Source organism: Celeribacter neptunius, assembly GCF_900113955.1.
In the GTDB taxonomy this organism is placed as follows: Bacteria; Pseudomonadota; Alphaproteobacteria; order Rhodobacterales; family Rhodobacteraceae; genus Celeribacter; species Celeribacter neptunius.
The window spans coordinates 742,956-767,127 of the sequence record NZ_FORH01000001.1; the positions used below are offsets into that span (position 1 = coordinate 742,956).

The 24,172-nt window shown below is 62.4% G+C and carries 24 protein-coding genes and 1 other RNA gene; 11 read left to right on the plus strand and 14 right to left on the minus strand.

Features of this window, described 5'->3' with window-relative positions; genetic code table 11:
• Nucleotides 1-192: 192 nt before the first annotated feature.
• From BM151_RS03685 to ssrA, 5 genes are all read right to left on the minus strand, one after another.
• Nucleotides 193-849 (minus strand): VPLPA-CTERM sorting domain-containing protein, encoded by a 657-nt coding sequence (locus tag BM151_RS03685; RefSeq protein WP_090057488.1) that lies wholly within the window; start codon nucleotides 847-849, stop codon nucleotides 193-195.
• 94 nt (nucleotides 850-943) lie between these two features.
• The gene (locus BM151_RS03690) at nucleotides 944-1,435 is read right to left on the minus strand and encodes an SspB family protein (protein ID WP_090057491.1); all 492 of its coding nucleotides are present in this window, start codon (nucleotides 1,433-1,435) and stop codon (nucleotides 944-946) included.
• A 78-nt stretch (nucleotides 1,436-1,513) separates the two neighbouring features.
• Nucleotides 1,514-2,764, minus strand: coding sequence for a chromate efflux transporter (gene chrA / locus BM151_RS03695; RefSeq protein WP_090057496.1), 1,251 nt, complete (start codon nucleotides 2,762-2,764; stop codon nucleotides 1,514-1,516).
• Nucleotides 2,765-2,844: 80 nt separating this feature from the next.
• The gene (locus BM151_RS03700) at nucleotides 2,845-3,270 is read right to left on the minus strand and encodes a nuclear transport factor 2 family protein (protein WP_177213014.1); all 426 of its coding nucleotides are present in this window, start codon (nucleotides 3,268-3,270) and stop codon (nucleotides 2,845-2,847) included.
• Between the two features lie 338 nt (nucleotides 3,271-3,608).
• Nucleotides 3,609-3,986: a transfer-messenger RNA gene (ssrA, locus tag BM151_RS03705) on the minus strand.
• Nucleotides 3,987-4,191: 205 nt separating this feature from the next.
• Here ssrA and BM151_RS03710 point away from each other — a divergent pair.
• Both BM151_RS03710 and BM151_RS03715 read left to right on the plus strand, forming a co-directional pair.
• Nucleotides 4,192-4,443 (plus strand): hypothetical protein, encoded by a 252-nt coding sequence (locus BM151_RS03710; RefSeq protein ID WP_090057505.1) that lies wholly within the window; start codon nucleotides 4,192-4,194, stop codon nucleotides 4,441-4,443.
• A gap of 39 nt (nucleotides 4,444-4,482) precedes the next feature.
• Nucleotides 4,483-5,571, plus strand: coding sequence for a radical SAM protein (locus tag BM151_RS03715; RefSeq protein ID WP_090057508.1), 1,089 nt, complete (start codon nucleotides 4,483-4,485; stop codon nucleotides 5,569-5,571).
• Nucleotides 5,572-5,643: 72 nt separating this feature from the next.
• On the opposite strand, the gene BM151_RS03720 is transcribed toward BM151_RS03715, so the two are convergent.
• Nucleotides 5,644-6,684 carry an extracellular solute-binding protein gene (locus tag BM151_RS03720; RefSeq protein WP_090057510.1) on the minus strand — a complete coding sequence of 347 codons (1,041 nt, stop codon included), beginning with the start codon at nucleotides 6,682-6,684 and terminating at the stop codon, nucleotides 5,644-5,646.
• 203 nt (nucleotides 6,685-6,887) lie between these two features.
• On the minus strand, nucleotides 6,888-7,646 hold the full coding sequence (locus BM151_RS03725; RefSeq protein ID WP_090057514.1) for a FadR/GntR family transcriptional regulator: 759 nt from the start codon (nucleotides 7,644-7,646) through the stop codon (nucleotides 6,888-6,890).
• A 133-nt stretch (nucleotides 7,647-7,779) separates the two neighbouring features.
• On the opposite strand from BM151_RS03725, the gene BM151_RS03730 reads away from it, so the two are divergent.
• Nucleotides 7,780-8,772: an oxidoreductase gene (locus BM151_RS03730; protein ID WP_090057517.1), complete on the plus strand. Its 993-nt coding sequence runs from the start codon at nucleotides 7,780-7,782 to the stop codon at nucleotides 8,770-8,772.
• A 97-nt stretch (nucleotides 8,773-8,869) separates the two neighbouring features.
• Here BM151_RS03730 and BM151_RS03735 read toward each other — a convergent pair whose 3' ends face one another.
• Nucleotides 8,870-10,066: a multidrug effflux MFS transporter gene (locus BM151_RS03735; protein WP_090057522.1), complete on the minus strand. Its 1,197-nt coding sequence runs from the start codon at nucleotides 10,064-10,066 to the stop codon at nucleotides 8,870-8,872.
• 172 nt (nucleotides 10,067-10,238) lie between these two features.
• On the opposite strand from BM151_RS03735, the gene BM151_RS03740 reads away from it, so the two are divergent.
• Nucleotides 10,239-11,060 (plus strand): sulfite exporter TauE/SafE family protein, encoded by an 822-nt coding sequence (locus BM151_RS03740; RefSeq protein WP_090057526.1) that lies wholly within the window; start codon nucleotides 10,239-10,241, stop codon nucleotides 11,058-11,060.
• A gap of 107 nt (nucleotides 11,061-11,167) precedes the next feature.
• Here the strand turns inward: BM151_RS03740 and BM151_RS21385 are convergent, their stop codons facing one another.
• From BM151_RS21385 to ccmI, 4 genes are all read right to left on the minus strand, one after another.
• Complete coding sequence (locus BM151_RS21385; RefSeq protein ID WP_218151319.1) at nucleotides 11,168-11,638, minus strand: hypothetical protein; 471 nt, start codon at nucleotides 11,636-11,638, stop codon at nucleotides 11,168-11,170.
• Nucleotides 11,639-11,784: 146 nt separating this feature from the next.
• Nucleotides 11,785-12,054 carry a DUF1289 domain-containing protein gene (locus tag BM151_RS03745; RefSeq protein ID WP_090057531.1) on the minus strand — a complete coding sequence of 90 codons (270 nt, stop codon included), beginning with the start codon at nucleotides 12,052-12,054 and terminating at the stop codon, nucleotides 11,785-11,787.
• A 1-nt stretch (nucleotide 12,055) separates the two neighbouring features.
• Entirely contained in the window at nucleotides 12,056-12,529 is a 474-nt protein-coding gene (ruvX, locus tag BM151_RS03750; RefSeq protein ID WP_090057536.1) for a Holliday junction resolvase RuvX, read from the minus strand.
• Nucleotides 12,529-13,764 carry a c-type cytochrome biogenesis protein CcmI gene (gene ccmI / locus BM151_RS03755; protein WP_090057540.1) on the minus strand — a complete coding sequence of 412 codons (1,236 nt, stop codon included), beginning with the start codon at nucleotides 13,762-13,764 and terminating at the stop codon, nucleotides 12,529-12,531. The genes ruvX and ccmI overlap by 1 nt, the downstream gene beginning before the upstream one ends.
• 304 nt (nucleotides 13,765-14,068) lie before the next feature.
• Here ccmI and BM151_RS03760 point away from each other — a divergent pair, with 304 nt between their 5' ends.
• From BM151_RS03760 to rarD, 4 genes are all read left to right on the plus strand, one after another.
• Complete coding sequence (locus BM151_RS03760) at nucleotides 14,069-14,668, plus strand: superoxide dismutase (protein ID WP_090057544.1); 600 nt, start codon at nucleotides 14,069-14,071, stop codon at nucleotides 14,666-14,668.
• 280 nt (nucleotides 14,669-14,948) lie between these two features.
• Nucleotides 14,949-15,404 carry a host attachment family protein gene (locus tag BM151_RS03765; protein WP_090057548.1) on the plus strand — a complete coding sequence of 152 codons (456 nt, stop codon included), beginning with the start codon at nucleotides 14,949-14,951 and terminating at the stop codon, nucleotides 15,402-15,404.
• 105 nt (nucleotides 15,405-15,509) lie between these two features.
• The gene (locus BM151_RS03770; RefSeq protein ID WP_090057552.1) at nucleotides 15,510-16,736 is read left to right on the plus strand and encodes an amidohydrolase; all 1,227 of its coding nucleotides are present in this window, start codon (nucleotides 15,510-15,512) and stop codon (nucleotides 16,734-16,736) included.
• Between the two features lie 66 nt (nucleotides 16,737-16,802).
• Nucleotides 16,803-17,717, plus strand: a complete 915-nt coding sequence (gene rarD / locus BM151_RS03775) for an EamA family transporter RarD (protein ID WP_090057557.1) — start codon at nucleotides 16,803-16,805, stop codon at nucleotides 17,715-17,717.
• Here the strand turns inward: rarD and BM151_RS03780 are convergent.
• Both BM151_RS03780 and BM151_RS03785 read right to left on the minus strand, forming a co-directional pair.
• Nucleotides 17,714-18,355 carry a pentapeptide repeat-containing protein gene (locus tag BM151_RS03780; protein ID WP_090057561.1) on the minus strand — a complete coding sequence of 214 codons (642 nt, stop codon included), beginning with the start codon at nucleotides 18,353-18,355 and terminating at the stop codon, nucleotides 17,714-17,716. The genes rarD and BM151_RS03780 overlap by 4 nt on opposite strands.
• A gap of 41 nt (nucleotides 18,356-18,396) precedes the next feature.
• Nucleotides 18,397-18,978, minus strand: a complete 582-nt coding sequence (locus BM151_RS03785) for an LOG family protein (protein ID WP_090057565.1) — start codon at nucleotides 18,976-18,978, stop codon at nucleotides 18,397-18,399.
• Nucleotides 18,979-19,085: 107 nt separating this feature from the next.
• Between BM151_RS03785 and BM151_RS21755 the strand changes: the two genes are divergently transcribed.
• The 3 genes from BM151_RS21755 to BM151_RS03800 all read left to right on the plus strand — a co-directional run bounded on the left by BM151_RS21755 (nucleotide 19,086) and on the right by BM151_RS03800 (nucleotide 24,070).
• Nucleotides 19,086-20,552, plus strand: a complete 1,467-nt coding sequence (locus tag BM151_RS21755; protein WP_090057569.1) for a LysM peptidoglycan-binding domain-containing protein — start codon at nucleotides 19,086-19,088, stop codon at nucleotides 20,550-20,552.
• 261 nt (nucleotides 20,553-20,813) lie between these two features.
• Nucleotides 20,814-22,646 (plus strand): ABCB family ABC transporter ATP-binding protein/permease, encoded by a 1,833-nt coding sequence (locus BM151_RS03795; RefSeq protein ID WP_425429528.1) that lies wholly within the window; start codon nucleotides 20,814-20,816, stop codon nucleotides 22,644-22,646.
• Between the two features lie 23 nt (nucleotides 22,647-22,669).
• Nucleotides 22,670-24,070: a cryptochrome/photolyase family protein gene (locus BM151_RS03800; protein WP_090057579.1), complete on the plus strand. Its 1,401-nt coding sequence runs from the start codon at nucleotides 22,670-22,672 to the stop codon at nucleotides 24,068-24,070.
• Nucleotides 24,071-24,172: the final 102 nt, after the last annotated feature.

Here is a 24,172-nt window from a genome sequence, read left to right on the forward strand (position 1 = left end):
TGCGGCTGTTGCGATCTGGAATGGGCAGGAGAGTCCATGCAAGGGCCTGTCGTCCCGCGTTACCAAAACTTCATCGCACACACGCGAAACTGTTACGCGGACCGGGGTTTTGGGCGCTGCGTGGGCCGCGGCGGCAAAGCAAAAGCCCCGCTACGAGACCGGGGCTTGAAATCTGTCGCGATCCGTTTTGGCTTACGCCTTTTTCTTGCGCTTCAGCATGCCAAAGGCGGCGAGCCCACCGAGCAGAAGCGGGAAACTGGCCGGGAGCGGCACCGCCGGAAGCGACACCGCCGGGAGCGATCTGGCCACAACGATGCTGAGGTTCTCGCCGGAGACCGAGTCGGTGATCGAATAGGTGCCTTCGGTCATCCCGAGGCTGGCGAATGACGTGCCTGAGGCAAACCAGCTCTGATCCGTGCTCCAGACCGAGCCGACGAGATCGGAGGTGTGCAGCGAAAAGCCCGGCACGAGGTGGCCTCTCCCCCAGAGATAGGTCGCGAAAGAGCTGGAATCACCGCTTTGGGACCATGAGAAATGGCTCTGCGTGTAAGGCCGCCCTGCGCCGGTGAAGTCGGAGAAATCGGTGCCCGCGTGGAATTGATAGGTGGCATTCACGGCCCCGCCGGTCGTGTTGCCGAGAATGCTGGTGGCGTCGTAGCTCTGGATGCCGAGACCACCCCAGCCGTTGACGCGGTTGTTTCGAACCAGTCCGGAGACGTCAATCGAGCCGGAGGCGGTCATGGTGACGCCGCTCAGGTCTTCTGTAAATGTGAATGCGATGGCATTGGCGGCTGCGCCATAAACCAATCCGAGTGCGGTCATGACCGCGAATAAATTGCGTTTTTTCATCTGTCCCCTCGAAAATCAGGTTTGCCCCGTGCCCTCCTAGTGACACGGAATATTAACCATAATGGGGCAGATTGATGCGCGTTTTGGAAACAGACTATTTCCGGAACTTGTCCAGCGAGACGATCTCGGCCTCTTTCGGGGTGTCGGATTTCTCCGGCTCCTCCTTGGGCTCGAAGCTTTTCACCTCGGCATCATGCGGGATCTCGTCCTCGTCCAATTCCTCGACATCGTATTCCTGCGTCTCAAAGCGCAGGCCGAATTCGACCGAAGGGTCGACGAAGGTGCGGATCGCGTCATAGGGGATATAGAGCGGTTCGGGGCTGTCGCCGAAATTGAGCGTGATCGCGAACCCGTCCTCGGTGACGTCGAGATTGTCGAACCAGTGCTGGATGACGATGGTCATCTCTTCCGGGTAGCGGTCCGACAGCCAATCGGCCAGTTCCACATCCGGGTGCATGGTGTCGAACGTGATGAAGAAATGATGTTCCCCCGGCAGGCCGTCTTGCGCCACACCGTCGAGCACCTTGCGGATCAGACCGCGCATGGCGTCATGCATGAGGTTCCCGTAGTCGATGGTTTTCGCCATCCGAGCATCCTTTCCTTATCCCCTTGCGTGCAGCATAGGGGATTCTACGGCTATGAAAAGAGGCGATGGAACCTTACGTTAACCAAGCGTCGCCATTGCCAGTCCGGCCAGGACAACAAGGGCCAAACTGGTGAGCAACCCGCGTTTGAGCGGAAAGAGCAAGACAATCGCCAGACCTGTCAGGCCAAGGGCCTGCGGTTCGAGACTGGCGGGCTGCGGCACGGTGAGTCGCAGCGGACCTGCGGCGATTTCCGTCACATCCGCAAAGAGCACATGCAGGGCGAACCACCAGGAGAGCGAAGCGATGACACCGACGACGGCGGCGGTGATGGCTTTCAACGCGGCATCGAGGCGCGGACGGCTGGAGATCCAGTCGATGTAAGGCGCGCCGGCGAAAATCCAGAGATAGCAGGGGATGAACGTGACCCAGAGCGTCAGAGCCGCGCCGAGGAGCCCGCCGAATGGTCCAAGCGGCGTGGCGGCCATGAAGCCGACGAATTCGGTCACCAGAATGAGCGGCCCCGGTGTGGTCTCGGCCAGCCCCAGCCCGTCGAGCATGGCGTCGGGCGAGAGCCAGCCATGGTGCTGCACCACTTGCTGGCTCATATAGGCCAAGACCGCATAGGCGCCTCCGAATGTCACAACGGCCAGTTTCGAGAAGAACAACCCGATGGCCAGAAGCCGGTCCTGTCCCGTGGCCCAGAGCGCTGCGAGCGGTGCCGCCCAGAGGCTGCCCCAGATCAAAAGCGTGCGGGGCAGGTGGCCGGCTTTCGGCGCGGCGAGCTTCTGCGTCGTGCCTTGGCCCGTCAGCGCGCCGATGAAGGCCGCTCCCAGCACGATCAGCGGAAAGGGCACGGCAAAGCCCGCGATCAACAGGAAAGAGGCAAGCGCGAGGGCCCAACGTGCGGGGGTTCCGAGCGCCTTTTTGCCCAGCCGCAACAGCGCCTGGACCACGACCACCACGACGGTGGCCTTGACGCCGAGAAACAGCGCTTCTGCCGAGGGGAGATGTCCGAAGGCGGCATAGAGGCTGGCGAGCGCCAGCATGACAAGTGCTCCGGGCAGGACAAAGAACAGCCCGGCGATGATCCCGCCCGGCACGCCCTTGAGGCGCCAGCCGCAATAGGTCGAGAGCTGCATCGCCTCGGGGCCGGGCAGCATCATGCAAAAGGACAGGGCCGAGAGGAACCCGTCCTCGCTCATCCAGCGGCGCTCTTCCACCAGTTCGCGATGCATCACGGCGATCTGGGCGGCCGGGCCGCCAAAGGACAGCAAGCCAATGCGGGCGAAGCTGTGCAGAAAGTCGCGATGTGAGGGGGAGGGCGTCATCGGAGTGCTCGGGCTGGAACCGTTATGCCCTTGGTAACGGCTCCGCGTGATCGGTCAAGTGATCTGATTGTGACAGATTTTCAGCACAAAACTTCACCGGCCAGCATCAGCGCGATCGAATCCTGGGGCAGGTTGCCCATCTGTTCGAAATAGCTGATGAAATCAAAGTTGTTATGGGCCTCGACGATCTTGCCATTCTTGATCCGGATCATCACCTGGCCGGGGATATGGATCGGCGTCATGTCATGCGCCTTCTTGGCGTGAAGCGTCACCCGCGCCCAGACCCGGTCGTCCTGTTCCATGGAATCCTCGAAGGAGACGGAGACCTCGCGCACCGCTTGCAGAACCGCCGGCACCAGCGCCTGCATGTCCTCGAGATGGGCGGCGAAATCGGTCATGATCCCGGAGGCCAGCGCCTCGACATCGAAAAACTCTGCGACGGCCTCGATGTCAGCCTGTACCCATACTTTCTCGTACCATGCTTCAAGCAGTTCTAGCCCGGTCATATTCCTCTCCATGGATTGGGACCTTTTGACCTCGACAGTATTGCCCGGAAGTATAAACGATTGGTTTCCAAAATGGGTTAATTGCGCCATCTGCCCAATATTAATTGGGTTTTTCGTGAATTTCTGGCCTTTGCATGATGCGCAAAGCCCCGCCGCGCGTGTCATGATGCAAATCCCGGACAGAGACATTCATCCCATATCGGCGCCTGACTGGCGCGCGGGGCAGCCCGTCAGGGGGCGGTCTCGGGGCGCGTTCCCGTGGCGGTCGCGCCGCACAGGAGCCGGCAGCTGTGTGTCCGGTGGCAGGTTGCCGGAGCGCGCTTGTCGAAGATGGGGGAAGTGCAGGTTTCTGTTGCCAGGTACCTGCGAACCCCGCCTTACGCTGCTAGGCGAAAGGGCTTAGATTTCGATATTTCGCACAGCTTACGCTGCGAGAGCCATCGGAGCTTTGTTGTCGTTTGCAACTAGCTTAAGTGAACCGATAACGGTGGTATCTCACCGAGACAAAGCAAACCCCTTTAGACGTCCGTCGATCCTATTTCGTCCCCATGATCCAATCTCTTGCCGATCTCAAACGAAGATCGAAGAGGGGTATTTGGTGGAGACGCCGGGTACCGCCCCCGGGTCCGATCCGCTTATTACGAGCGCGTTTATGTCCATAGTCCGGCGAACCGGACAAAGCATATATAGGCAAGCGGGCCAGGGCGTTCAAGGGGGATCGGTCTGCGGACGAGAGCGCGGGGCCTGTCCCGCGACAGCGTCGCTATCGCGCTGAAAAACATGGGGTAAGGTTTTACGCAGGTAAGGTTTCCCTTAGGTAAGCGTTACCGGTATAGGCGAATCCCAGGACCCGTGTTTTGCTGATTGCGCAGCTTGCCGTTGCAAGTTGCAACTTTGTATCAGTAACCAGTGAGGTATAAAATGCCGCGTAAAATTTCCAACCCCTATGCCGCCGTGAAAACCACGATGATCGGTCTTCCGAAACTCGAGGACTCGGATCTTGACCTTCTGGCCGACGATCCGAATGCCTTTTTTGCGGAACCGGGCAATCGGGCCAAGCTGTTCGGCATGCCTGCCGACAAGCTGAAGCTGACGCTGGCCGAATACGGTCTGCGCAAAGGGGTCGATCAGGCCGCGATGATCAAGAGCGTCATCACCGAGATCGATTGGTAAGCCTCCGGGCTTGTCATCCTGTCTTTGTGATCCTGCAAAATGACTGTCTCTTGTGAGCAGGTCAGCAGATATGGCGAGCACATCGCCATATCTGTCACCAATTCCTGCCCCCTCCAATGTGCACATTGCATTTCCGGATCGGCCCCGGACACCGCCCGTGGGGCGTCGGGGCTGATCGAGGCCTTCGACGCGTTGCTGGCGCGCTGGCCGATCATCAACCATGTCACCTTCACCGGTGGCGAACCGTTTCATCATCCCGAGGAACTGGCCGAATTTGCCGCCCGCGCCAAGGCACGCGGCGTGCGCTACGGCGTGATCACCGGGGCGTTCTGGGGCAAATCCGAACGTTCCTGCGATCGCTATCTCAAGGCCGTGCCCGATCTCGCCACGATGACCGTGAGCACGGATCTCTATCACCAGCAATTCGTCACCCATCGCCATGTTCTCAATGTGGTGAAAGCCGCGCGCAAACGCGGCATCCATGTCAAGGTGCGCTTCACCCATGCCGATCCGATGCCGGAGGCCGAGCGCGCCGTCGAGGCGGCGCTGAAGGCCGATCTCCGGCCCGAGGAGCTGGAATACGCGCCCTTGCAGAAATACGGCCGGGCGGTGGAGCAGGGGATCGGGCGCAGCTATGACCGCTGGTCGCCGCAGCCGCGCGAGACCAAATACGGCATCTGCCCCTCGACCGGACCGCATATCTTCGAGAATGGCCGGGTCATGCCGTGCTGTAACACCATCGTTTCGCTGCGCGACACGGATATTCCGCTCGATTTCGGCAATGCGATCACGGAAGGCGTGCCAAAGGTACAGGCGAACCGGGCGCAGAACACCTTCTGGCTGGCGATCAAGGTGCTGGGGTTTGACTGGCTGAAAGACCGGCTGAGCGAACTCAACCCCGCCTATGCCGAGTATGCGCCGATCAACGCCTGCGATTTCTGTTTTGATGGCTGCAAGCCCGGCGGCATCCGCGACGATATCGCCCGGCTGATGGCGGATCCTTCGCTGGCGCTTTACGTCCATTCCGTGGCCGCCGAGGCCCTGGGAGAGATGCCGGATATTGCCCTGCTCAGTGGCTTTGCCGCGCAAATTCGCACTGGTCGGGCCGAGTCTGGGATCAGGCTCTGAAGGGGGCTCAAACGAGACTGCCGCCCCCGATCCGGGAGCGGCAGATCAAGTGTCTTCTTTAATCAGAGTGGCTTAGAAGCCGGCTTTGATCTTTTCGAACTCTTCGGATTGTTTGGTCCGGAGCTCCACCGACATCGGCAGCTGCGCCAGGATCGGGGCGTCGATCGGCTCGAGCCCGCCGGCGACCAGAGCCTCTTCGCCCAGGGTGGCGAGGCCTTCGGTGTTGGAAATGCCGTAGCCGGCATCCATCAGCACGGCGGCGTTGGAGGCATCGAGGAAGCCATTGATGTAATCATAGGCCTTGTCCTCGGAGCCGGGACCGTCTTTCAGGTTCACATAGCCGCAGAGCCAGAGCGAGGAGCCTTCGGTGGCCTGGCGCTCGAAGCCTATCGGGAAACCTTCGTCGGCGAGCGTCGGATAGGTCTCGTTCCAGGCCCAGGCGATCAGCACCTCACCGGTGGCCATCAGCTGCGCCAGCTCGGCCGGGTCGGTCCAATAGGTGCGCAGGTTCGGATGCACTTCGCGCAGCCAGTTGGACGCCGCTTCGAATTGCGCGTCGGTGGCGGTGGTCCAGTCGGTGGTGCCGGTGGCGAGATAGGCCAGCGCATAGGCATCGTCGACATTGTCGGGCAGGGTCATGCGGCCCGCGTATTTCGGGTCCTTGTAGACCTGCAGGGTCTTCACATCCTCGACCGGCACCTCATCGGCATTATAGGCCGTGGCGGTGGAGCCGAAGTCGGTGGGGATGAAATAGGCGCTGTCGGAACCGACGTCAGCCCCCAGAAGATTGCTGTCGAGCTTGGAATATTCGGTGATTTTCGAGGTATCCCAGGGCTCGATGATGCCGCTTTCTTCCCATTTCTTCACCGACCCGGCGCAGACGTGGCTGACATCGGCCTTGAAGCCGGAGACGAGTTTTTGCAGCGCCTCGTCCTCTTCGCCGAAAAAGGCAAAGGACGGCACATCACCGTTTTTCTCGGCATATTTGGTGTGGAAGGCCGGATCTTCGAAACCGGAATAATCGAACACCAGAAGCTCGGCGTCTTCGGCGAAAGCGGCGGCCGCCAGCACGGACAGCGCGGCGCCGCCCAAAAGGGTTTTAAGAGCGTTCATATAGGTCGTCTCCCTGAAATGGACCGTTTCAGTCGTCGACGCTAGCACGGGTTTTGCACCGCGCAAGAGGGCAGTTTGCGGCCTACGGCGATTTTTCGCCCCACTGCCTGAAATTTGATCAAATTTACGGGGTGATGGTCCGGACAATGGTTGGGGAGCAGCTTTTCACGCCCCGGAGCGGGGCGGTCCGGCGGGGGCAGCATTCACGCCTCGTGATCCTTCTGACAGGCGTCACGGGCGGCCAGAGCGGTGCGCAGGGTCTGGTCGCGCAGATAGTCGATCAGGATCTCGAGCCGTGCACCGATACGCGACTCGAGCGCCTCGAGAATGGCCTCGTGCAGCGCCACGACGGCTTCGCGATCCCGCTGTTTATATGTGATCATATTCATCAAGGGCTCGATCCCTTCGACCGCCGCGGCCAATTGCCAGGACAGGACCGGGTTGCCCGCCGCATCGACCAGCGCCCGGTGAAAGGCGACATCGGAGGCGCAGAACGCCTCGTCGCTGAGATCCGCTTGCTGTTGCCGGGCGATCTCCTGGCGCATGATGGCCAGATGCGCCTCATCGCGATGTTTGGCCGCCAGCCGCATACAGCCGCGTTCGAGCGCAAACCGTGCTTCACAGGCGGTGGCAAAGTCGACATCGTTGAGGCTCAGGAGCAAAGTGGCCGTGGTCGCCATCTGGCGATAGGCGTCTTCGAAGCTCTGGCGATTGACGAAGGCGCCGCCGGTTGCGCCGCGCCTTGTGCGGATCAGGCTCTGTGCCGCGAGCCGTTTGAGCGCCTCGCGCACGGTTGGACGGGACACGCCGTAAGATTCGGACAATTCTGCCTCCGACGGCAGTCGATCATCGGCCACGAGCTCTCCCCGAACGATGGAGGCGCGGATTTCGTCCGCAATTTGTGCTGAAAGATCATGGGGTTGATCTGTATGTTTTGGCTTTGAGATCGAATTGTCAGACATTTTACTTGCGCCTCATTCATTTGTCAGACAATTATGAAACAACGTCTCGTGAAAGGCAAGCCGGGGACGTGCGGTGAGGACGCGTGCGTGGGGTGCCGATTTGCAGGACAGGTTTGGAGAAGAGGAGAGACAGATGATCAAAGCATTGGTGATGGAGCAGGGGGAAGACGGCTTGGCCGCAGCTCAGATCAAGGAGATTTCCGAAGACAGCCTGCCGGCGGGCGACGTCACGGTGCGGGTCGAATACTCGACGCTCAATTACAAGGACGGTCTCTGTCTTTCGCCCAAGGGCGGCGGTCTGGTGCGCAGCTATCCGCATGTGCCGGGGATCGATTTTGCCGGCACTGTCGAAAGCTCCGACAGTCCGGAGTTCAAACCCGGCGACAAGGTGGTTCTGACCGGCTGGCGTGTCGGCGAAGTGCATTGGGGCGGCTATGCCGAGAAAGCGCGGGTGAAATCCGACTGGCTGGTGCCGCTGCCCGAGGGGCTGTCGACGCGCCAAGCCATGGCCGTCGGCACCGCTGGTTTCACGGCCATGCTGGCGGTGATGGCGCTCGAGGATCACGGATTGAGCCCGGATCAGGGTCCTGTCCTGGTCACCGGTGCTTCGGGCGGGGTCGGCTCCGTCGCCACCGCCATTCTGGCGCATCTGGGCTATGAGGTCGCCGCTGTCACCGGCCGGCCCGAGGGGGCGGGGTATCTCAAATCCCTGGGCGCCACGCAGATCGTGCCACGCGACGAGATCAACGAAGTGGTGAAACGCCCGCTCGAAAGCGAAAGCTGGGCCGGGTGCGTCGATGCCGTCGGCGGCGAGATGCTGGCGCGCCTTCTCGGGCAGATGAAATACGGTGCCTCGGTGGCCGCGGTCGGTCTGGCCGGCGGCGCGGCGCTGCCGGCGACGGTCATTCCCTTTCTGCTCCGGGGCGTGAACCTTTTGGGCATCGATTCCGTCATGCAGCCGAAAGCCAACCGTATCCGCTGCTGGCACCGCATCGCGACCGACCTGCCGATGGAAAAGCTCGAGGAGATGGTGCAACCCGCAAGGCTCGAGGATCTGCCGGAGCTTGGCGCGGCGATCCTCAAGGGTGGGGTGAAGGGCCGGGTGCTGGTCGATCTGGGCGCCTGAAGACGGGGAGAGAGCCCTGCGCCGACCCGTTGCGGCGGGCCGGGCCGGTGTGTGCCGATCACCGCGCCCCGTCGCCGCGGCTCAGATCTGTGGTGGCCTATTGCGGAGCAAAGGCCATGCGCGCCCGGGGCAGGACATAGATCAGAAGCGCCAGGGCCATCAGCGAACAGGCCAGCATGGCGCCGATCATCGGCGCGGGGCTGCCGTCGAAGAACAGCCCGGCCAGTGCGGTCATCAGCCCGCCCGCGATCATCTGCATCGTGCCCCCCATCGAAGAGGCCAGCCCGGCGATCTCGCCATGCGGATCGAGCGCGGCCACCATCGCGGTGGGAATGACCAGCCCGACAAAGGCAAAGCTGACGATCAGGCAGGCCACCGTGGTCCAGAGCCCGGCCAGGCCGCTCACCGTCAGGCCGAACAGGAGCGCAATCATCGCCACATAGCCCAGGACGCCGGTGGAGATCACCCGCAGCGCGCCGTAGCGGCGCAGGAAATTCGGGGCAACCTGCGAGGCGCCGATGAAGCCCATGGCATTGACCATGAAGGCCAGCGAGAATTGCGTCGGGCTCAACCCGAAGGTCTCGGCATAGACAAAGGAGGCCGAGGCGATGAAGACGAAGAACGCCCCCATGCAGAAGGCACCGATAAAGGTCAGCCCCATGAAAATCGGGTCCCGCAAAAGGGTTCTGGCGCCTTGTCCCATGCTCTTGAGGCTGATCGGCACGCGGTGCTCTTTCGCCAGCGTCTCCGGTTGCAGGAACATGGTGATCAGCGCGGCGATCACGCCGGCGATGGCCATGGTGACAAAGATTGCCCGCCAGCCGGTCACCAGGATGAGCCCGGCGCCAGAGAGCGGTGCGAACATTGGCGAGACGGAAAACACCAGCATGATCAGCGACATGAGTTTGGTCGCCTCATAGCCGGTATATTGATCGCGAATGATCGCACGGGTTACCACCATGAGGGCGGCGGCGCCGACGCCCTGAAGCATCCGCGCCCAGATCAGCGCGGTGATCGTCGGCGCGAGGGCGGAGGCGAGGGAGCCGGCGATGAACAGCGTCAGCCCGATATAGAGCGGCGCCTTGCGCCCGATCTGATCCGAGAGCGGGCCATAGATCAGCTGCGACAGGCCGAAGGCCATGAAATAGAAGGAAATCGTGCCCTGCGTGGTGGCGATATCGGCGCCGAGGCTCTCGGCGATTGCCGGCAGGGCGGGCAGGAACATGTCGATGGCAAAGGGGCCGACGGCCGACAAGAGGCCCAGGACCAGGGCGCTTTTGAACAGGGGGGACATGGCTCACGTCCTTGACTTTTTTTGAATGGGGGGAGACCAGCGCCCGGATGGCAAAATAGCGACCGGACTGCTCTCGTGCGTTTCTGCAAGTCTGTCCGACGAATGCGCTGACTGGTCAAGGGGAAAGCGACCGGATATGGCTGTGTGAAATGCCCAAAACGGATGTGTGAAAATGACCGACCTCGCCACGCTCTTGCCCTTTGTCGCCCTGATTGCCGGGATCGGCGCCTTTGCCGGTGTGCTCGCCGGGCTGTTGGGCGTGGGCGGCGGTATCGTGCTGGTGCCGGCGTTCTATTACGCCTTTGCCGGGCTGGGCTATGACAGTCCGCAACTGATGCAGATCTGTCTGGCCACCTCACTGGCGACGATCATCGTCACCTCGATCCGCTCGGTTTTGTCGCATCACAAGAAGGGCGCGGTGGAATGGCCGATCCTGAAAAGCTTCGCCCCCGGGATTGTCGTGGGCGCGGTGATCGGCGTTCTGGTCGCCTCGAGCCTGCGGTCTGCGACCTTGCAGATGATTTTCGGCGGGGTGGCGATTTTCATCGGGCTTTACATGGCCTTCGGCAATGCCGCCTGGCGCCTGGGCACGGAGATGCCGAAAGGCGTGATGCGCGCCGTGGTCTCGCCGATGATCGGCTTTCTCTCGGTGCTGATGGGGATCGGCGGCGGCTCCTTCGGGGTGCCGACCATGACGCTTTACGGTGTGCCGATCCACCGGGCCGTGGCCACCGCCGCAGGTTTCGGCGCGATCATTGCCATCCCGTCCGTGATCGGTTTTCTCTTTGTCGATCTGCCCGCCGAGGTGACGCCGCCCTTCACCGTCGGCGCGGTGAATATCGCGGCCTTTCTGGTGGTGATCTCGATGACGCTGATCACCGCGCCCTTGGGGGCGAAAATTGCCCATGCGATGGACCCGAAGCCATTGAAGCGGGTGTTCGGCGGTTTCCTGATCCTGGTGGCGCTCAACATGCTGCGCAAGGCGCTGATGTGAGTTGATAGAAGGGGGGGGAGCCCACTTTGACCGATTCTGCGTAGCGCAGCGACGGCTGCTCTGAGAGCCTTCGGGAACAGGAAGCCATCGGGAAAAATTTCTATTAGTTACCCGCCAAACCTCGTGCGCAGATCAGATACAGCCTTGGCATGTCGGCCATGAACGTAAACCCGAAAGCGTAAATCATCTGAGCCTCCGTAAGGAATCGAGTCTTCATAGTATGGGATTTGCATATTTGTCAGGCAGCCCTTCAGAACGTTCAATTCTTTTCTCTCTTTCACGAAACCAACCATATGACTCCATGCCCAGCCATCTGTTTTGATCTCGTGGTATGCAAAGGATACGGCGTCACGTTCATTGGCAAATCTTTCTATGACACGTTCCACTCCACGCTCCGTGTAAATCCAGTGGTAGGAAGACCCAACCGAGGCGAGAATATGACCCTCTGCTATGCTTGCGCTATCAACTTCGTATGAAAGAAAATTACAGCCGTTCTCTTCCATCCACGATTTCAGTTCTCGGATTGTCGTTGGTTCGGTAATCGGCTCTTTCGGACTGAAGTCAAAGCGGTGGGCCATAAATTTCTCCAAAAAAATTTGTCTTGTTTTGCCACAGGAGAAGGGCACGACAAACACTAATCATGTCTCTTACCTGTAATAGCCGCTGTTCGAGAAATCGAGTTCGGCGGCCGCTTCGTCCGCGTTGCTGACTTTGGTTGCGGGCTTTAAATCCCGGTCTCGTCGCGCCGTTTGAGACGCGCCGCCCGGCCACCGCGGCGTTTGTTCGGCGCCGGTTCGCGCGAGGGCAGCTCGGCCATGATGGCGCGACGCTCCTCCGGGCTCATCCGCGACCAGCTGGCGATCTCGTCGATCGAGCGGGCACAGCCAAGGCAGAGCCGGGTCTCCGGGTGGATCTGACAGATCTTGGAGCAGGGGCTTTCCACCTCGTCGCGTTTCCAGATCTCATCGGTCTTTTGCGGCGTGCCTTCGGTCATGTCACAGGTTCCTGAGCCGGTCGAGCGCGCCCTGCAGGATCACCCCGGCGGCCACCTGATCGATCTTTTCGGCGCGTTTGGCTCGCGACATATCGGCTTCCAGCATCGCCCGGTCCGCGGCGACCGTAGACAAGCGCTCGTCCCAGAAGGTGATCGGCAGATCGGTCAATTGTCCGAGATTGCGGGCAAAGGCGCGGGTCTTTTGACAGCGCGGACCTTCGGTGCCGTCCATATTGCGCGGCAGGCCGAGGACGATGCCTTTGACCTCGCGCTGGCTGAGCAATTTCAACAAAGCCTCGGCGTCCAGGGTGAATTTCTTGCGCCGGATCGTGTCGGTCGGTGTGGCGACGGAATGCAACCGGTCGGAAATCGCCACGCCGATGGTCTTGTCGCCGAAATCCAGCCCCGCGAGCGGTGACATCGGCGGCAGGCTGGCGGCGAATTCCGCCATGTCATCGGTGATCAGCGCCGCCATCACTCGACCAGCCCGGCCCGCTCGGCGCCGCCGCGCACCACGGCCAGCGCCTCCGGCTCGGCGCCGAAGATCACCTGCGCCTCATCCCAGATCGAGCTGGCGCGATCGGTGTCGCCCAGCATCGCCAGCGACGAGATCAGCCGCGCCCATTCCTCGGGCGAGCCGCCTTCATTAGCAAGCCGTGCAGACAGGCCTTCGACCATGCCGCGGATCATGTCCTGACGCTCTTCCGGGGTCATGTCGGCCGTGGCCTCGATATCCGCCTGGCTCGGTCCTCTGAGCCCGCCTGCGCCCGGCAGCGGCGGCAAGGTGTAGCGAATGCCCGCAGCCTGGGCGACCATTTCGATCTGGCCGCGGATCGGGGCGACCCAGGGCGCATCGGCCTCGGAGTTGCTCAGAAGCGGCTGCCAGAGCCGGAAGGTCATGTCGGGCCGCCCGGTCTGGGCGAACATCAGCCCGGAATAATAGATCGCGGTGCCATTGTTGGGATCGCGTTGCAGCGCTTTGGTGAGCGCATCCTCGGCCTCGGGCGAGACATAGCCACCGGCGGCGAGGATCATCAGATCGGCGAGATCGGCATAGTCTGTCGCCGTGGCGGCATTGCCCTTGATCCGGATCACCTCTTTCTGGGCGGCATAGGCGCGGTCGTAATTGCCGATCACCGCCTCGTTGCGGGCCAGAAGCACATGGCCCTGAAGATCGTCGGGACGGGATTTCAGCGCCTCGCGCAGCTGGCTGACCAGGGTCAGCAGCCGTTCATCGGGTTGCTGGATCGGCGGCGAGGAGGGGCGCTCTTTCTCGATCTCGGCCTGGGCTGGCCGTGTGGCGCGGGCCTCGTCGGCCAGAGCGATGCGATGCGCCAGCGGCAGATCCTCATAGCCCGGCGCGCCGGTGTAGTCATAGAGCCAGATGCCGCCGCCGATCACCAGAACGGGCAGGGCGATGACGGCCCAGATTGGCATGCGGGTCGAGGCTTTCTTTTCCGTGGCGCGGGCCTTGTCGGCTTCGAGAAGCCGGCGCGAGACCTCGAGCCGGGCACGTTTGGCATCCTCGGCTGACAGCACGCCGCGCGCCTCGTCGCGGTCGACCTCTTTGAGCTGGTCCCGATAGACCTTCATCTCGACCTCGGCGGTCGATCCCTCTACCTCGCTGATCCCGTGCGCCTTGCGCAGCGCCAATGCCAGAGGCAGGGCAGAGAGAGAGGCGATGGCGATGGCGATGATCCAGAAGGTCATGTCAGGGTCCGTCTAAAAAGAAATCTGGAGCACAGCTTTATCCGGCACGGGGGCTTCGGGGAACCCCCAATGACGCAGGTGTGACCGAATGGCTCTTCTCGCATCGTTCGCGGTGGCAGACCGGGGCGGCAGAAGCGCCGGGGGCCGGTATGACGGTCGAAAGAACACTTCTCAACCTCACTTCAGCTATTTTTTGTGCAAATCCCGATCCATGCTTGACCTCGGGGCCCGATCGGCACAGGTATAAGCCCGACAGAAACGCACAAGTTCTGCTGATAAATTTTCTGCTGACCAGGAGGCCCCAATGGCTTTTGAACTTCCCGATCTCCCGTACGCTCATGACGCTCTCGCCGATCTCGGCATGTCGAAAGAGACGCTCGAGTATCACCACGACCTGCACCACAATGCCTATGTGACCACCGGCAACACGCTGATTGCGGGCACCGAGTGGGAAGGCAAATCGGTCGAAGAGATCATCAAAGGCACCTATGACGCCGGCGCTGTCGCTCAAAACGGCATCTTCAACAACGCCTCGCAGCACTGGAACCACACCCAATTCTGGGAAATGATGGGCCCGGGCGAGAAAGCCATGCCCTCCGAGCTGGAAAAAGCGCTGGTTGAGAGCTTCGGCTCCGTCGACGAGTTCAAGAAACAGTTCGCCGCCGCGGGTGCCGGTCAGTTCGGCTCCGGCTGGGCCTGGCTCGTCAAGGACACCGACGGTGCGCTGAAAGTGACCAAGACCGAGAACGGCGTGAACCCGCTCTGCTTCGGCCAGACCGCGCTTCTGGGCTGTGACGTCTGGGAACATTCCTATTACATCGACTTCCGCAACAAACGCCCGGTCTACCTGTCGAACTTCCTCGACAAGCTGGTGAACTGGGAAAACGTCGCATCCCGTATGTGATCGGCGAGGGCGCTCTCCCAGTCACCTCCGCGCACCGCGTTCGCGGCACGCTTGGATGAACTGGGAAAACGTCGCATCCCGCATGTGATCTCTGACGATCTACTGAATTTGAAAGGGCGCCCCAAGGGGTGCCCTTTTTTCTTGGCCCGGGAATGATTATCTTGAGACATGCAGACCGGTGAAGAAACCCTCTGCGGCTCTTCATCGTCTCGCATGAATGCTTGCATGGCTAGAATGCTTGCATGGCTAGAATGCTTGCATGGCTAGAGAGGAGGAAGACATGTCCGTTCTTCAAAAAGGCACCTGGGTGCTCGTCGCCGATGGCGAGAAAGCCCTGTTCCTGCGCAATGATCTCGAGGCAATGAACCCGGATCTGAATGTGCTGCGTATCGAGACACAGGACAATCCTGCCGACCGCGATCAGGGGACGGCCCGCGCCGGGCGCAAGGCCGATGCCGGACCGGGGCAGAAAACCGCGCTCGAGGAAACCGATTGGCACGAGCTGGCCAAGGAACGCTTTGCCGAGGAGATCGCCGCGATCCTGTACCAACAGGCCCATGGTGGCGCTTTTGAGCGGATCGTTCTGGTGGCGCCGCCCGCCACCCTGGGCGAGCTGCGCAGCAAGCTCCACCCGGAGGTGCGCGCCAAGGTCGTCGGCGAGATCGCCAAAACCCTGACCAACCATCCGCTCGACAAGATCGAAAGCCTGTTGCTCAAGGAACTGGAAGCGGCCTGAGTGCAGCCCGACATCGCGGCCAGAAATCACGGCGTGACATCAGTGGGCGCCATTTTGCCCTTGCGGGACTGAGCGCGGGATGGGAGAGAAAGGGCAGGAGGCCCCATGACCCTTTCCCCGTTCCCGACAGCACCGGTTCCCAACGCCTGGACCCTTGATCCCGACACGCTGGCCGAGGCCGTGGCTTTGCGCCATGAGCTGCACCGTTTTCCCGAGGTTTCCGGGGCGGAGCATGAAACGGCGGCGCGGATTGCCGCACGGATGCGGGGACTTGGCGCCGAGGTCACCGAGGGGCTGGGCGGCACCGGTGTGGCGGCGGTCTTTGGCCCGAAAGAGGAACCGAAAGCCGGGCCTGAAAAGGGGCAGGGTGTCCGCACCCTGATGATCCGGGCGGAGCTCGACGCTCTGCCGATCCTCGAGGCCATGGGGCCGGACTACCGCTCCGAACATGAGGGCGTGGGCCATCTTTGCGGTCATGACGGCCATATGGCGATCCTGTTCACCGTGGCCAAGGCGCTGGCGCGCCATGCGCCCGCCTGCCGTGTGGTGCTGTTGTTCCAGCCGGCCGAGGAAACGGGCGCCGGGGCGCGGGCGGTTCTGGATGATCCGAAATTTGCGCCATTGCAGCCCGATCTGGCGATCTCGCTGCACAATCTGCCGAAATTGCCGATGGGGGCTGTGGCGTTGCAACAAGGCCCGGTGGCCTGCGCCTCGCGCGGCTTGCAGATCCGGCTTAGGGGCGCGACATCGCATGCGGCGCGGCCGGAGAACGGCCGATCCCCCGGTCTGGCGCTCGCAAATCTCATTCCGGCGCTTGGCGCGCTGTCGCGGGATCTGCCGACCGAAGACCCTGGCTTCCGGCTTTGCACCGTGACGCACGCGCGTCTCGGCGTGCCCTCCTTTGGCATCAGCCCGGGCGAGGCGGAGCTGCAAGTGACGCTGCGCACGCTGCTCAACGCGGAAATGGCGGCGCTCGAGGCGGAAGCGCGGGCGCTGATCGACCGGTTCGCCGCCGATTTCGCCCCCGCGATCACCCTGCATGACGCGTTCAGCCATTCGGTGAACGCGCCCGAGGCGACGGCGCTTCTGGAAGCCGCCTGCGCAAGGTTTCCCCGCGTTGAAGGCGCGATCCCGATGCGCCCGTCGGAGGATTTCGGCCTGTTCGGCACCGAGCAGAACGGCAAGGTGATCCCCGCCGCGATGCTGTTTCTCGGCTCGGGCGAGACCCAGCCGGAACTGCACAATCCGGATTTCGATTTCCCGGATGCGCTTGTTCCATTGGGGGCGGAGATCTTTCTCAACGCCATCCACCAGTTTTCAAACGGGGTCTAACCGCGCCGAGCCCCTGTGCGTTTTTCCGCCTTGTGAAACCGGCGCGCGCGGCGCTTTGTGCGCATCATGACCGAAACGCAAAAAGGGCTCGTGGCCCTCTTCATCGCACAGACATCCTGGGGCCTGTCGCCGCTCTATTACAAGGCCGTGGGCGCTGTCCCGGCCTTCGAAGTGGTGGCGCATCGCACGCTCTGGACCCTGGTCCTCTTCGGGCTCTGGATCGCCTTTCAGGGCCGTCTTGGGGAATTGCGGGCGCTCTTGACCGACCGGCGGTTGAAGAAGCTTATCCCGGCTGCACTTCTGGTGTCCGGCAACTGGGCCCTGTTCATCTATGCGATCCAGTCGGGACAGGCGCTCGAGGCCTCGTTCGGCTATTACATCTTTCCGCTGGTCGCCACGCTGATCGGCATGGTGTTCTTTGGAGAGCGCCTTCGCGGGCTGCAATTTGCGGCGCTGGCGCTGGCTGCGGTGGCTGTCGTGGTGCTGGGCGTCGGGCTTGGCCGGTTGCCGTGGATGGCGCTGGTGCTGGCATTGTCCTTTTCGGCCTATGGCGCGATCAAGAAGACGCTCGATGCAGGGCCGGTGCTCTCGGTCACCGGCGAGGTGGTGTTTCTCGCGCCGATTGCGCTGATCTGGCTGATCGGTGCCGAGGCCTGGGGCTGGGGCGGCACAGAGGCGCAACCGGCCGGGGCCTTCGGGCACAGTGTGAAAGACTCTGTGCTCCTGATTTTCGCGGGGATCGTCACCGGCGCGCCGCTGATTTTCTTTGCCGCTGCCGCCCGCCGTCTGCCGCTCACCGTGGTGGGCATGGGGCAATATTGGAATTCGACCATTCAATTCGGTCTCGCCGTTCTGGTCTTTGCCGAGCCTTTCACCCATTGGCATGCGATCGCCATGCCGCTCATTTGGCTGGCACTGGCGCTCTATTCCGCACAGGTGCTCCGAAGCGAGGCGCAGGCCCGCCGGTTGCGGCGGGTCTAAAGCACCGTCACCCCCAGCCCGTGCAGCAATTCGGTGGCCTGGCTTTTGGAAATGATCGCGCCCTTGAAACAGGTGGCGGTTGCAAAGCTGAGCGGGCCGAGATCGGCCAGCCGCAGATCGGCGCCGTCGAACCGCGCGGTGGCGAGATGCGCATCATTGAGACGGCAGCTGTCGAAACTCGCCTCGCGGAAATCGCACCCGGCGAGATCCGCCCCGGTAAAATCGATCTGCTCGAGCTGGCATTTCCGGAAATTCATCTGTCTCAGATCGGCCCCGGACAGGAGCGAGCCGTTGAACACGACGCCAAGGGCGCGGGCTTCCTTGAAATCGGCCCCGGTCAGTTTGCAATCGTGAAAGACCGCGCCGGAGACATCGGCGCCGGAAAAATTCGACAGCGACAGGTTGCAGGTTTCGAACCGGGCTTCGGACATGCGGGCATATCTGAAATCGGTCTTCAGGGCCTTGCATTTGGTAAAACTGCACTCTTCCAGAAGGGCGCTGGTGAAGCTGCAGTCCTGGAACCGGCAATCCTCGAACCGCATATGCGACAGATCCATGCCGTCAAAACTAAGCGCCCTGAAGTCGCAGGCGGCAAATTCTGTCGCATTGAAGTCTTTGAGATCGGAGATGATCTGCATCGCTGGCGCACCGTTTGCTCTGGTTTCTGCGTCGGATCGGGTCAGGATTCACGTCTTTCCCGCGCCGCCCTGAGCGCTGCCACCAGACCTTCGACCGTCTCGACCGTGTCGAAATAGGTGGCGGTGGACAATGGCGCGAAACCTTCTTCGGTGATATGTTCAATGAGCTCTTCGAGCGGCTGCCAATAGCCGTCGGTGGACAACAGGAAGATCGGCTTGTCATGCAATCCGATCTGTTTCCAGGTCAGCACTTCGAAAAACTCGTCGAGCGATCCGGCACCGCCCGGCAGCACCACGATGGCATCCGAGTTCATGAACATCACCTTTTTGCGCTCATGCATGTTCTCGGTGATGATGAACCGGGTGAGATCGCGCTTGCCAACCTCCTTGGGCAAAAGATGCGTCGGGATCACCCCGAAGGTCTCGGCGCCCTTGCTCTGCGCCGCACGCGCCACCGCACCCATCAGCCCCACGTCGCCCGCGCCATAGACCAGTCGCCAGCCCTCGGCGGCGATGCGCTCGCCGACCTGCCTGGCCGCGGCCTCGTATTTCTCGCCCTTGCCGGAGCGCGAACCGCAAAAGACACAGACGGAGAAGGGCGTTTGGACGGGCTGATCGGACATGGGGGATACTCTCAAAAAAGGAAGTCTTTGACCCTTGTTAGCCCCCTTGATAGGCTGTCTCAACCCTTGAAAATGGGCCGGGGGCAAACGGGGACGGAAGCTGGGATATGGCGAAGACAAACGCATGGATGATGCCTGCGGCGGGCGTTGGTGCCGCGGTGCTCGTGGTGATGATCGGGGCGGTGCTCTATCTGGCGCGACCGCTGCCGAATGAGGGCGGTGTCGTCCTCTCTGATCCGACCGCCGGACAGAGCGGTACGGTGGCTGTGGAGACGGGGGAGACTGCGCAGACGGGGGAGGCCGCTGTGACCTCCGAAACCGGGGCCGCGACTGGCGAGAACCTGAATGCCGCCCAGGAGACGGCGATGGCGATGGCGCCCGGGTTCGACGTGGTGCGTGTGCCGGCCGAGGGCTTTGCCACCGTGGCGGGCCACGCCGAACCGGGCAGTGAAGTCTCGGTGATCGTCGATGGCGAGGAAGTCGCCACAGCCACGGCCAATGAGCGGGGCGAATTCGTGGCGCTGTTCGACACGCCGGCGGGAGATACCCCGCGGGAAATGCGGCTTTCGACACAATCCGGAGAGGCTGGCGCGGCGCCGCTCGAAAGCTCGGAAAGCATCATCGTGGCGCCGGCGGCGAAATCGGCCGACGCGGAGGTGGAAATCGCGACGATCGATGTGGACGAGGCCCCCGAAGGCGCGGGATATGCGCAGACGTCCGGTGGCGCCATGCCCGACACGCCACGCGGTGCGGCGCAGTCCGTCGCCGAACAGGTGCTGAGCGCGCGCGATGGCGAGGCCGGAGCGGCGATCGAAGAGCACGCGGACGACGGCACGACAGATATGGCTGAGAGCACATCGCAAGACATGGTGCCGGCCGCGCCGGCGAACGGGGCGGAGCAATCCGCCACAGGGTCTGCGGTGCCCCTGACGGCTCCGACCGTGCTGATGGCCGATGATGACGGCCTCAAGGTGTTGCAGCAGGAGGGCACAGCCCCCGCCGAGCTGCGCATCGATACGGTGAGCTACGATCCCGAAGGGCGGGTCTTTGCTTCCGGTCGCGCCACACCCGGCGCCGATTTGCGGATCTATCTCGATCAGCTGTTTCTGACCGCCGCGACGGTCGGGGAAGACGGCTATTGGCGTCAGGAACTCGTCGATGTCTCCGCTGGCCGTTACACGCTCCGGGTGGACGAGGTCGATCCTTCGGGCAAGGTTCTGGCGCGCGCCGAGATCCCGTTCCAGCGCGAGGATGTGGCCAAACTGGCCAGGTTGGCGCGGATTTCCGGCGCCGGATCGGATCAACCGATGGGGGCATCGGCACCGCAAGACCCGGCGCAGAGCACACCGGCGGAAGAGAGCGGCGCGGCGGCTGCGCCCGGTGATACGGCGGGTGGTGCGGTGGGCGGGCGCATTGCCTCGGTCACCGTTCAGCCGGGCAATACGCTTTGGGGCATTGCCTCGAACCGCTATGGCGACGGTTTTCTCTATGTGCGGGTGTTCGATGCCAACCGCGATCAGATCCGCGACCCGGACCTGATCTATCCGGGGCAGATTTTCGCGCTGCCGGAGTGAGCCTGTCCAGATAGACCATGCGGATGGAGCGCTGCGGGGCCCGGTGACCGGCCCCGTGCGCATCTGCCGCCCCCGATCTGCGGGCTGAAAGCTTGTCCTCGGGGCCCGATTGCCCCATCTAGCCAGTGACAAACCTGTGACGAAGCTGTGATGAGCCGATGATGGCGCGGTGATCGCACGGTGATGGGACGGTGATGGGACGGTGATGTCCCTGATGAAGAAGAGCCACCGAAAGGCAGCGAGATGCGCGGCAGACCGACGATGACGACAACCAAAGGTCCGAAAAACGGCTGGGCGGTGATCCGCGCCGTGATCCCCTATTTCTGGCCTGAAAAATCGGTCGAGGGCGCGGGCCGGGTGAAGGCGCGGGTCGTGGTGGCGCTTCTGTTCCTTCTGGGCGCCAAGATAGTCACGGTGGGGACCCCCATGCTCTACAAGGCCGCCGTCGATGCGCTGGCGGGCGACGGGACATCGGCGGCCTGGATGCTGGGTGCCGGCGCGGTCGGGCTGACCGTTGCCTATGGCATGGCGCGGCTGATGACCAACGGGTTCAACCAGCTCCGCGATGTCGTGTTCTCGCCGGTGTCGCAATCGGCGCTGCGCCAGCTTGCCCTCGAGACCTTCAATCACATCCATGCGCTGTCCATGCGCTATCACATCACCCGCAAGACCGGCGGGCTTTCGAGGATCATCGAACGCGGGGTGAAAGGCGTGGCCTTCCTCTTGCGCTTCCTGGTGTTCTCGATCGGGCCTCTGGCGCTCGAGCTGCTGATGGTTCTGGTGGTGATCGCCTTTGCTTTCGGGCCCTCCTATATGCTGGTGCTTCTGGCCACCATCGCGATCTATGTCTGGTTCACCTTCACGGTCACCGAATGGCGGGTGAAACTGCGCAAGGAGATGAACGATCAGGACACCGACGCCAACCAGAAGGCGGTCGACAGCCTGTTGAACTTCGAGACGGTGAAATATTTCGTCGCCGAGAAACGCGAGGCCGCGCGCTATGACAAGGCCATGGCGCGCTATGAGATCGCCGCCAACAAGACCGCCTATTCGCTCGGGTTCCTGAATTTCGGCCAGAGTTTCTTCATCACCGGCGGGCTGGTGATCGTCATGGTCATGGCCGCCATCGGGGTCGAGAGAGGACAGATGACCGTCGGCGATTTCGTCATGGTCAATGCTTATATGATCCAGATCACCATGCCCTTGAACTTCCTCGGCTCGGTCTATCGCGAGATCCGTCAGGCGCTGGTCGATATGGAAGAGATGTTCGATCTGTTGCATCAACCGGCCGAGATCATCGACGCGCCGAACGCGCCCGATATCCATGTCACCGGCGGTACGGTGGCCCTCAAAAATGTCGAATTCCATTACGATCCGGCGCGCCCGATCTTGAAGGGCGTCGATCTCGAGGTGCCGGCGGGCAAGACCATGGCCATCGTCGGCCATTCCGGCTCGGGCAAATCCACCATCGGACGGCTGTTGTTCCGCTTCTACGATGTCACTGGCGGTCGTTTCGAGATCGACGGTCAGGACATTCGCGAGGTGACGCAGGAGAGCCTGCATCGCGCCATCGGCGTGGTGCCACAGGACACGGTGCTGTTCAACGATACGATCCGCTACAACATCGGCTATGGCCGCGACGGCGCCACCTATGACGAGATCGTCGCAGCGGCGAAACAGGCGCAGATCCACGAGTTCATCCTCGGGCTTCCCGAAGGCTACGAGACCCAGGTCGGCGAACGCGGCCTCAAACTCTCTGGCGGCGAGAAACAACGTGTCGGCATTGCCCGGACACTGTTGAAAGACCCGCCGATCCTGTTGCTGGACGAGGCCACCTCGGCCCTGGACACGCGGACCGAGAAAAGCATTCTCGGCGCGCTGAAGCTCGCGGGCGAGGGGCGCACGGTGATCACCATCGCGCACCGCCTCTCGACAATCGCGGATTCGGATGAGATCGTGGTGCTGGAAGCCGGTGTCGTGGTCGAGCGCGGCACCCATGAGGCGCTATTGAAAGCCGGCGGGCATTATGCCCAGATGTGGTCGGCCCAGGCCGAGGACCGCGAGGCCGCCGAAGGGGACGACGCGGCCGCGTAATCTGCAGCGACGGGGAGGGGCGCGTGACGACGATCTGGTGGATCCGGCGCGACATGCGCCTCGCCGACAATCCGGCGCTTGTTGCCGCCGCGCAGGCCGGGCAGGTCCTGCCGGTATTCATCCGGGACGACAGCGTCACTAGTTTGGGTGCCGCGCCGAAATGGCGTCTCGGCCTCGGGCTCGCGGATCTCATGGCGCGGATCGAGGGGCAGGGCGGCCGTGTCCTGTTGCGATCCGGCGATGCGAAAGAGGTCTTGCTGTCCTTGGCGCAGGAGACCGGCGCGACGGCGGTCTATTGGAACCGGCTTTATGACAAGGCGGCGATTGCCCGTGACACGGAGGTCAAAACAGCGCTGAAAGCGGCAGGGATCGCGGCGCAGTCCTCGAATGCCCATCTCTTGTTCGAACCCTGGACGGTTCAGACCAAGACCGGCGGGTTCTACAAGGTCTATACCCCCTATTGGAAGGCGGTGCGACAGATGCCGGTGGCGGGCGCCTTGCCGGTGCCCGAGATCTCTTGGGCGGAGGTGCAGGCCGCGAGTGAGCGCCTCGATGACTGGTCTGTCGCCCATGACATGCGGCGCGGCGCCGATGTGGTTTTGCCGTATTGCCGGATCGGTGAAGACGCGGCTCTGGCACGATTGACGCGCTTTCTCGAAGACCGGATTGCGCAGTACAAGGCTCGGCGCGATTTTCCGGCCGATCCGGCCTGTTCCGGCCTGTCCGAGAACCTGACCTATGGCGAGATCTCGCCGCGCACGATCTGGCATGCGGGCTGGCATGCGATCGAAGAGGGTGGGCAGGGGGCGGAGACCTTCCTGAAAGAGCTGGTCTGGCGCGAGTTTGCCTATCATCTGCTCTATCATTTGCCCGATTTGCCGCGCCGGAATTTTCGCCCCGAATGGGACGGGTTCGCCTGGCGCGCGGACAATGAGGATGCGGAGCGCTGGCGGCGGGGCCGAACCGGGGTGCGGCTCGTCGATGCGGCGATGCGCGAGCTTTTCGTCACCGGCACCATGCACAACCGCGCCCGGATGATCGCGGCCTCCTACCTGACCAAACATCTGCTGACCGACTGGCGCGTCGGGCTCGAATGGTTCGAGGACTGCCTGATCGACTGGGACCCGGCCTCGAATGCCATGGGCTGGCAATGGGTGGCGGGCTGCGGCCCTGACGCTGCGCCCTATTTCCGGATCTTCAACCCGGACGGGCAGGCGGAGAAATTCGACGGCGATGGCGCCTATCAAAAGCGCTGGCTCACCGAGGGCGCGCCGGTGCCGAGCGCCACTGCGCTGTCCTATTTTGAGGCGGTGCCGAGGTCCTGGGGGCTCTCATTCGAAGATGCGCCTGCGCCCCCTGCAATCAGTCTGAAAGACGGGCGCGACAGGGCTCTGGCGGCCTACCAAGGGTTCCGAACCCCGTAAAAGGGGTGACGGATCGGGTCTTTGCGCTACACTCTGAGGATATTGAGCGGGGATATCGGGCACGGATATCACGGCATATTGCGTCGAACCCGCTCGCAGATA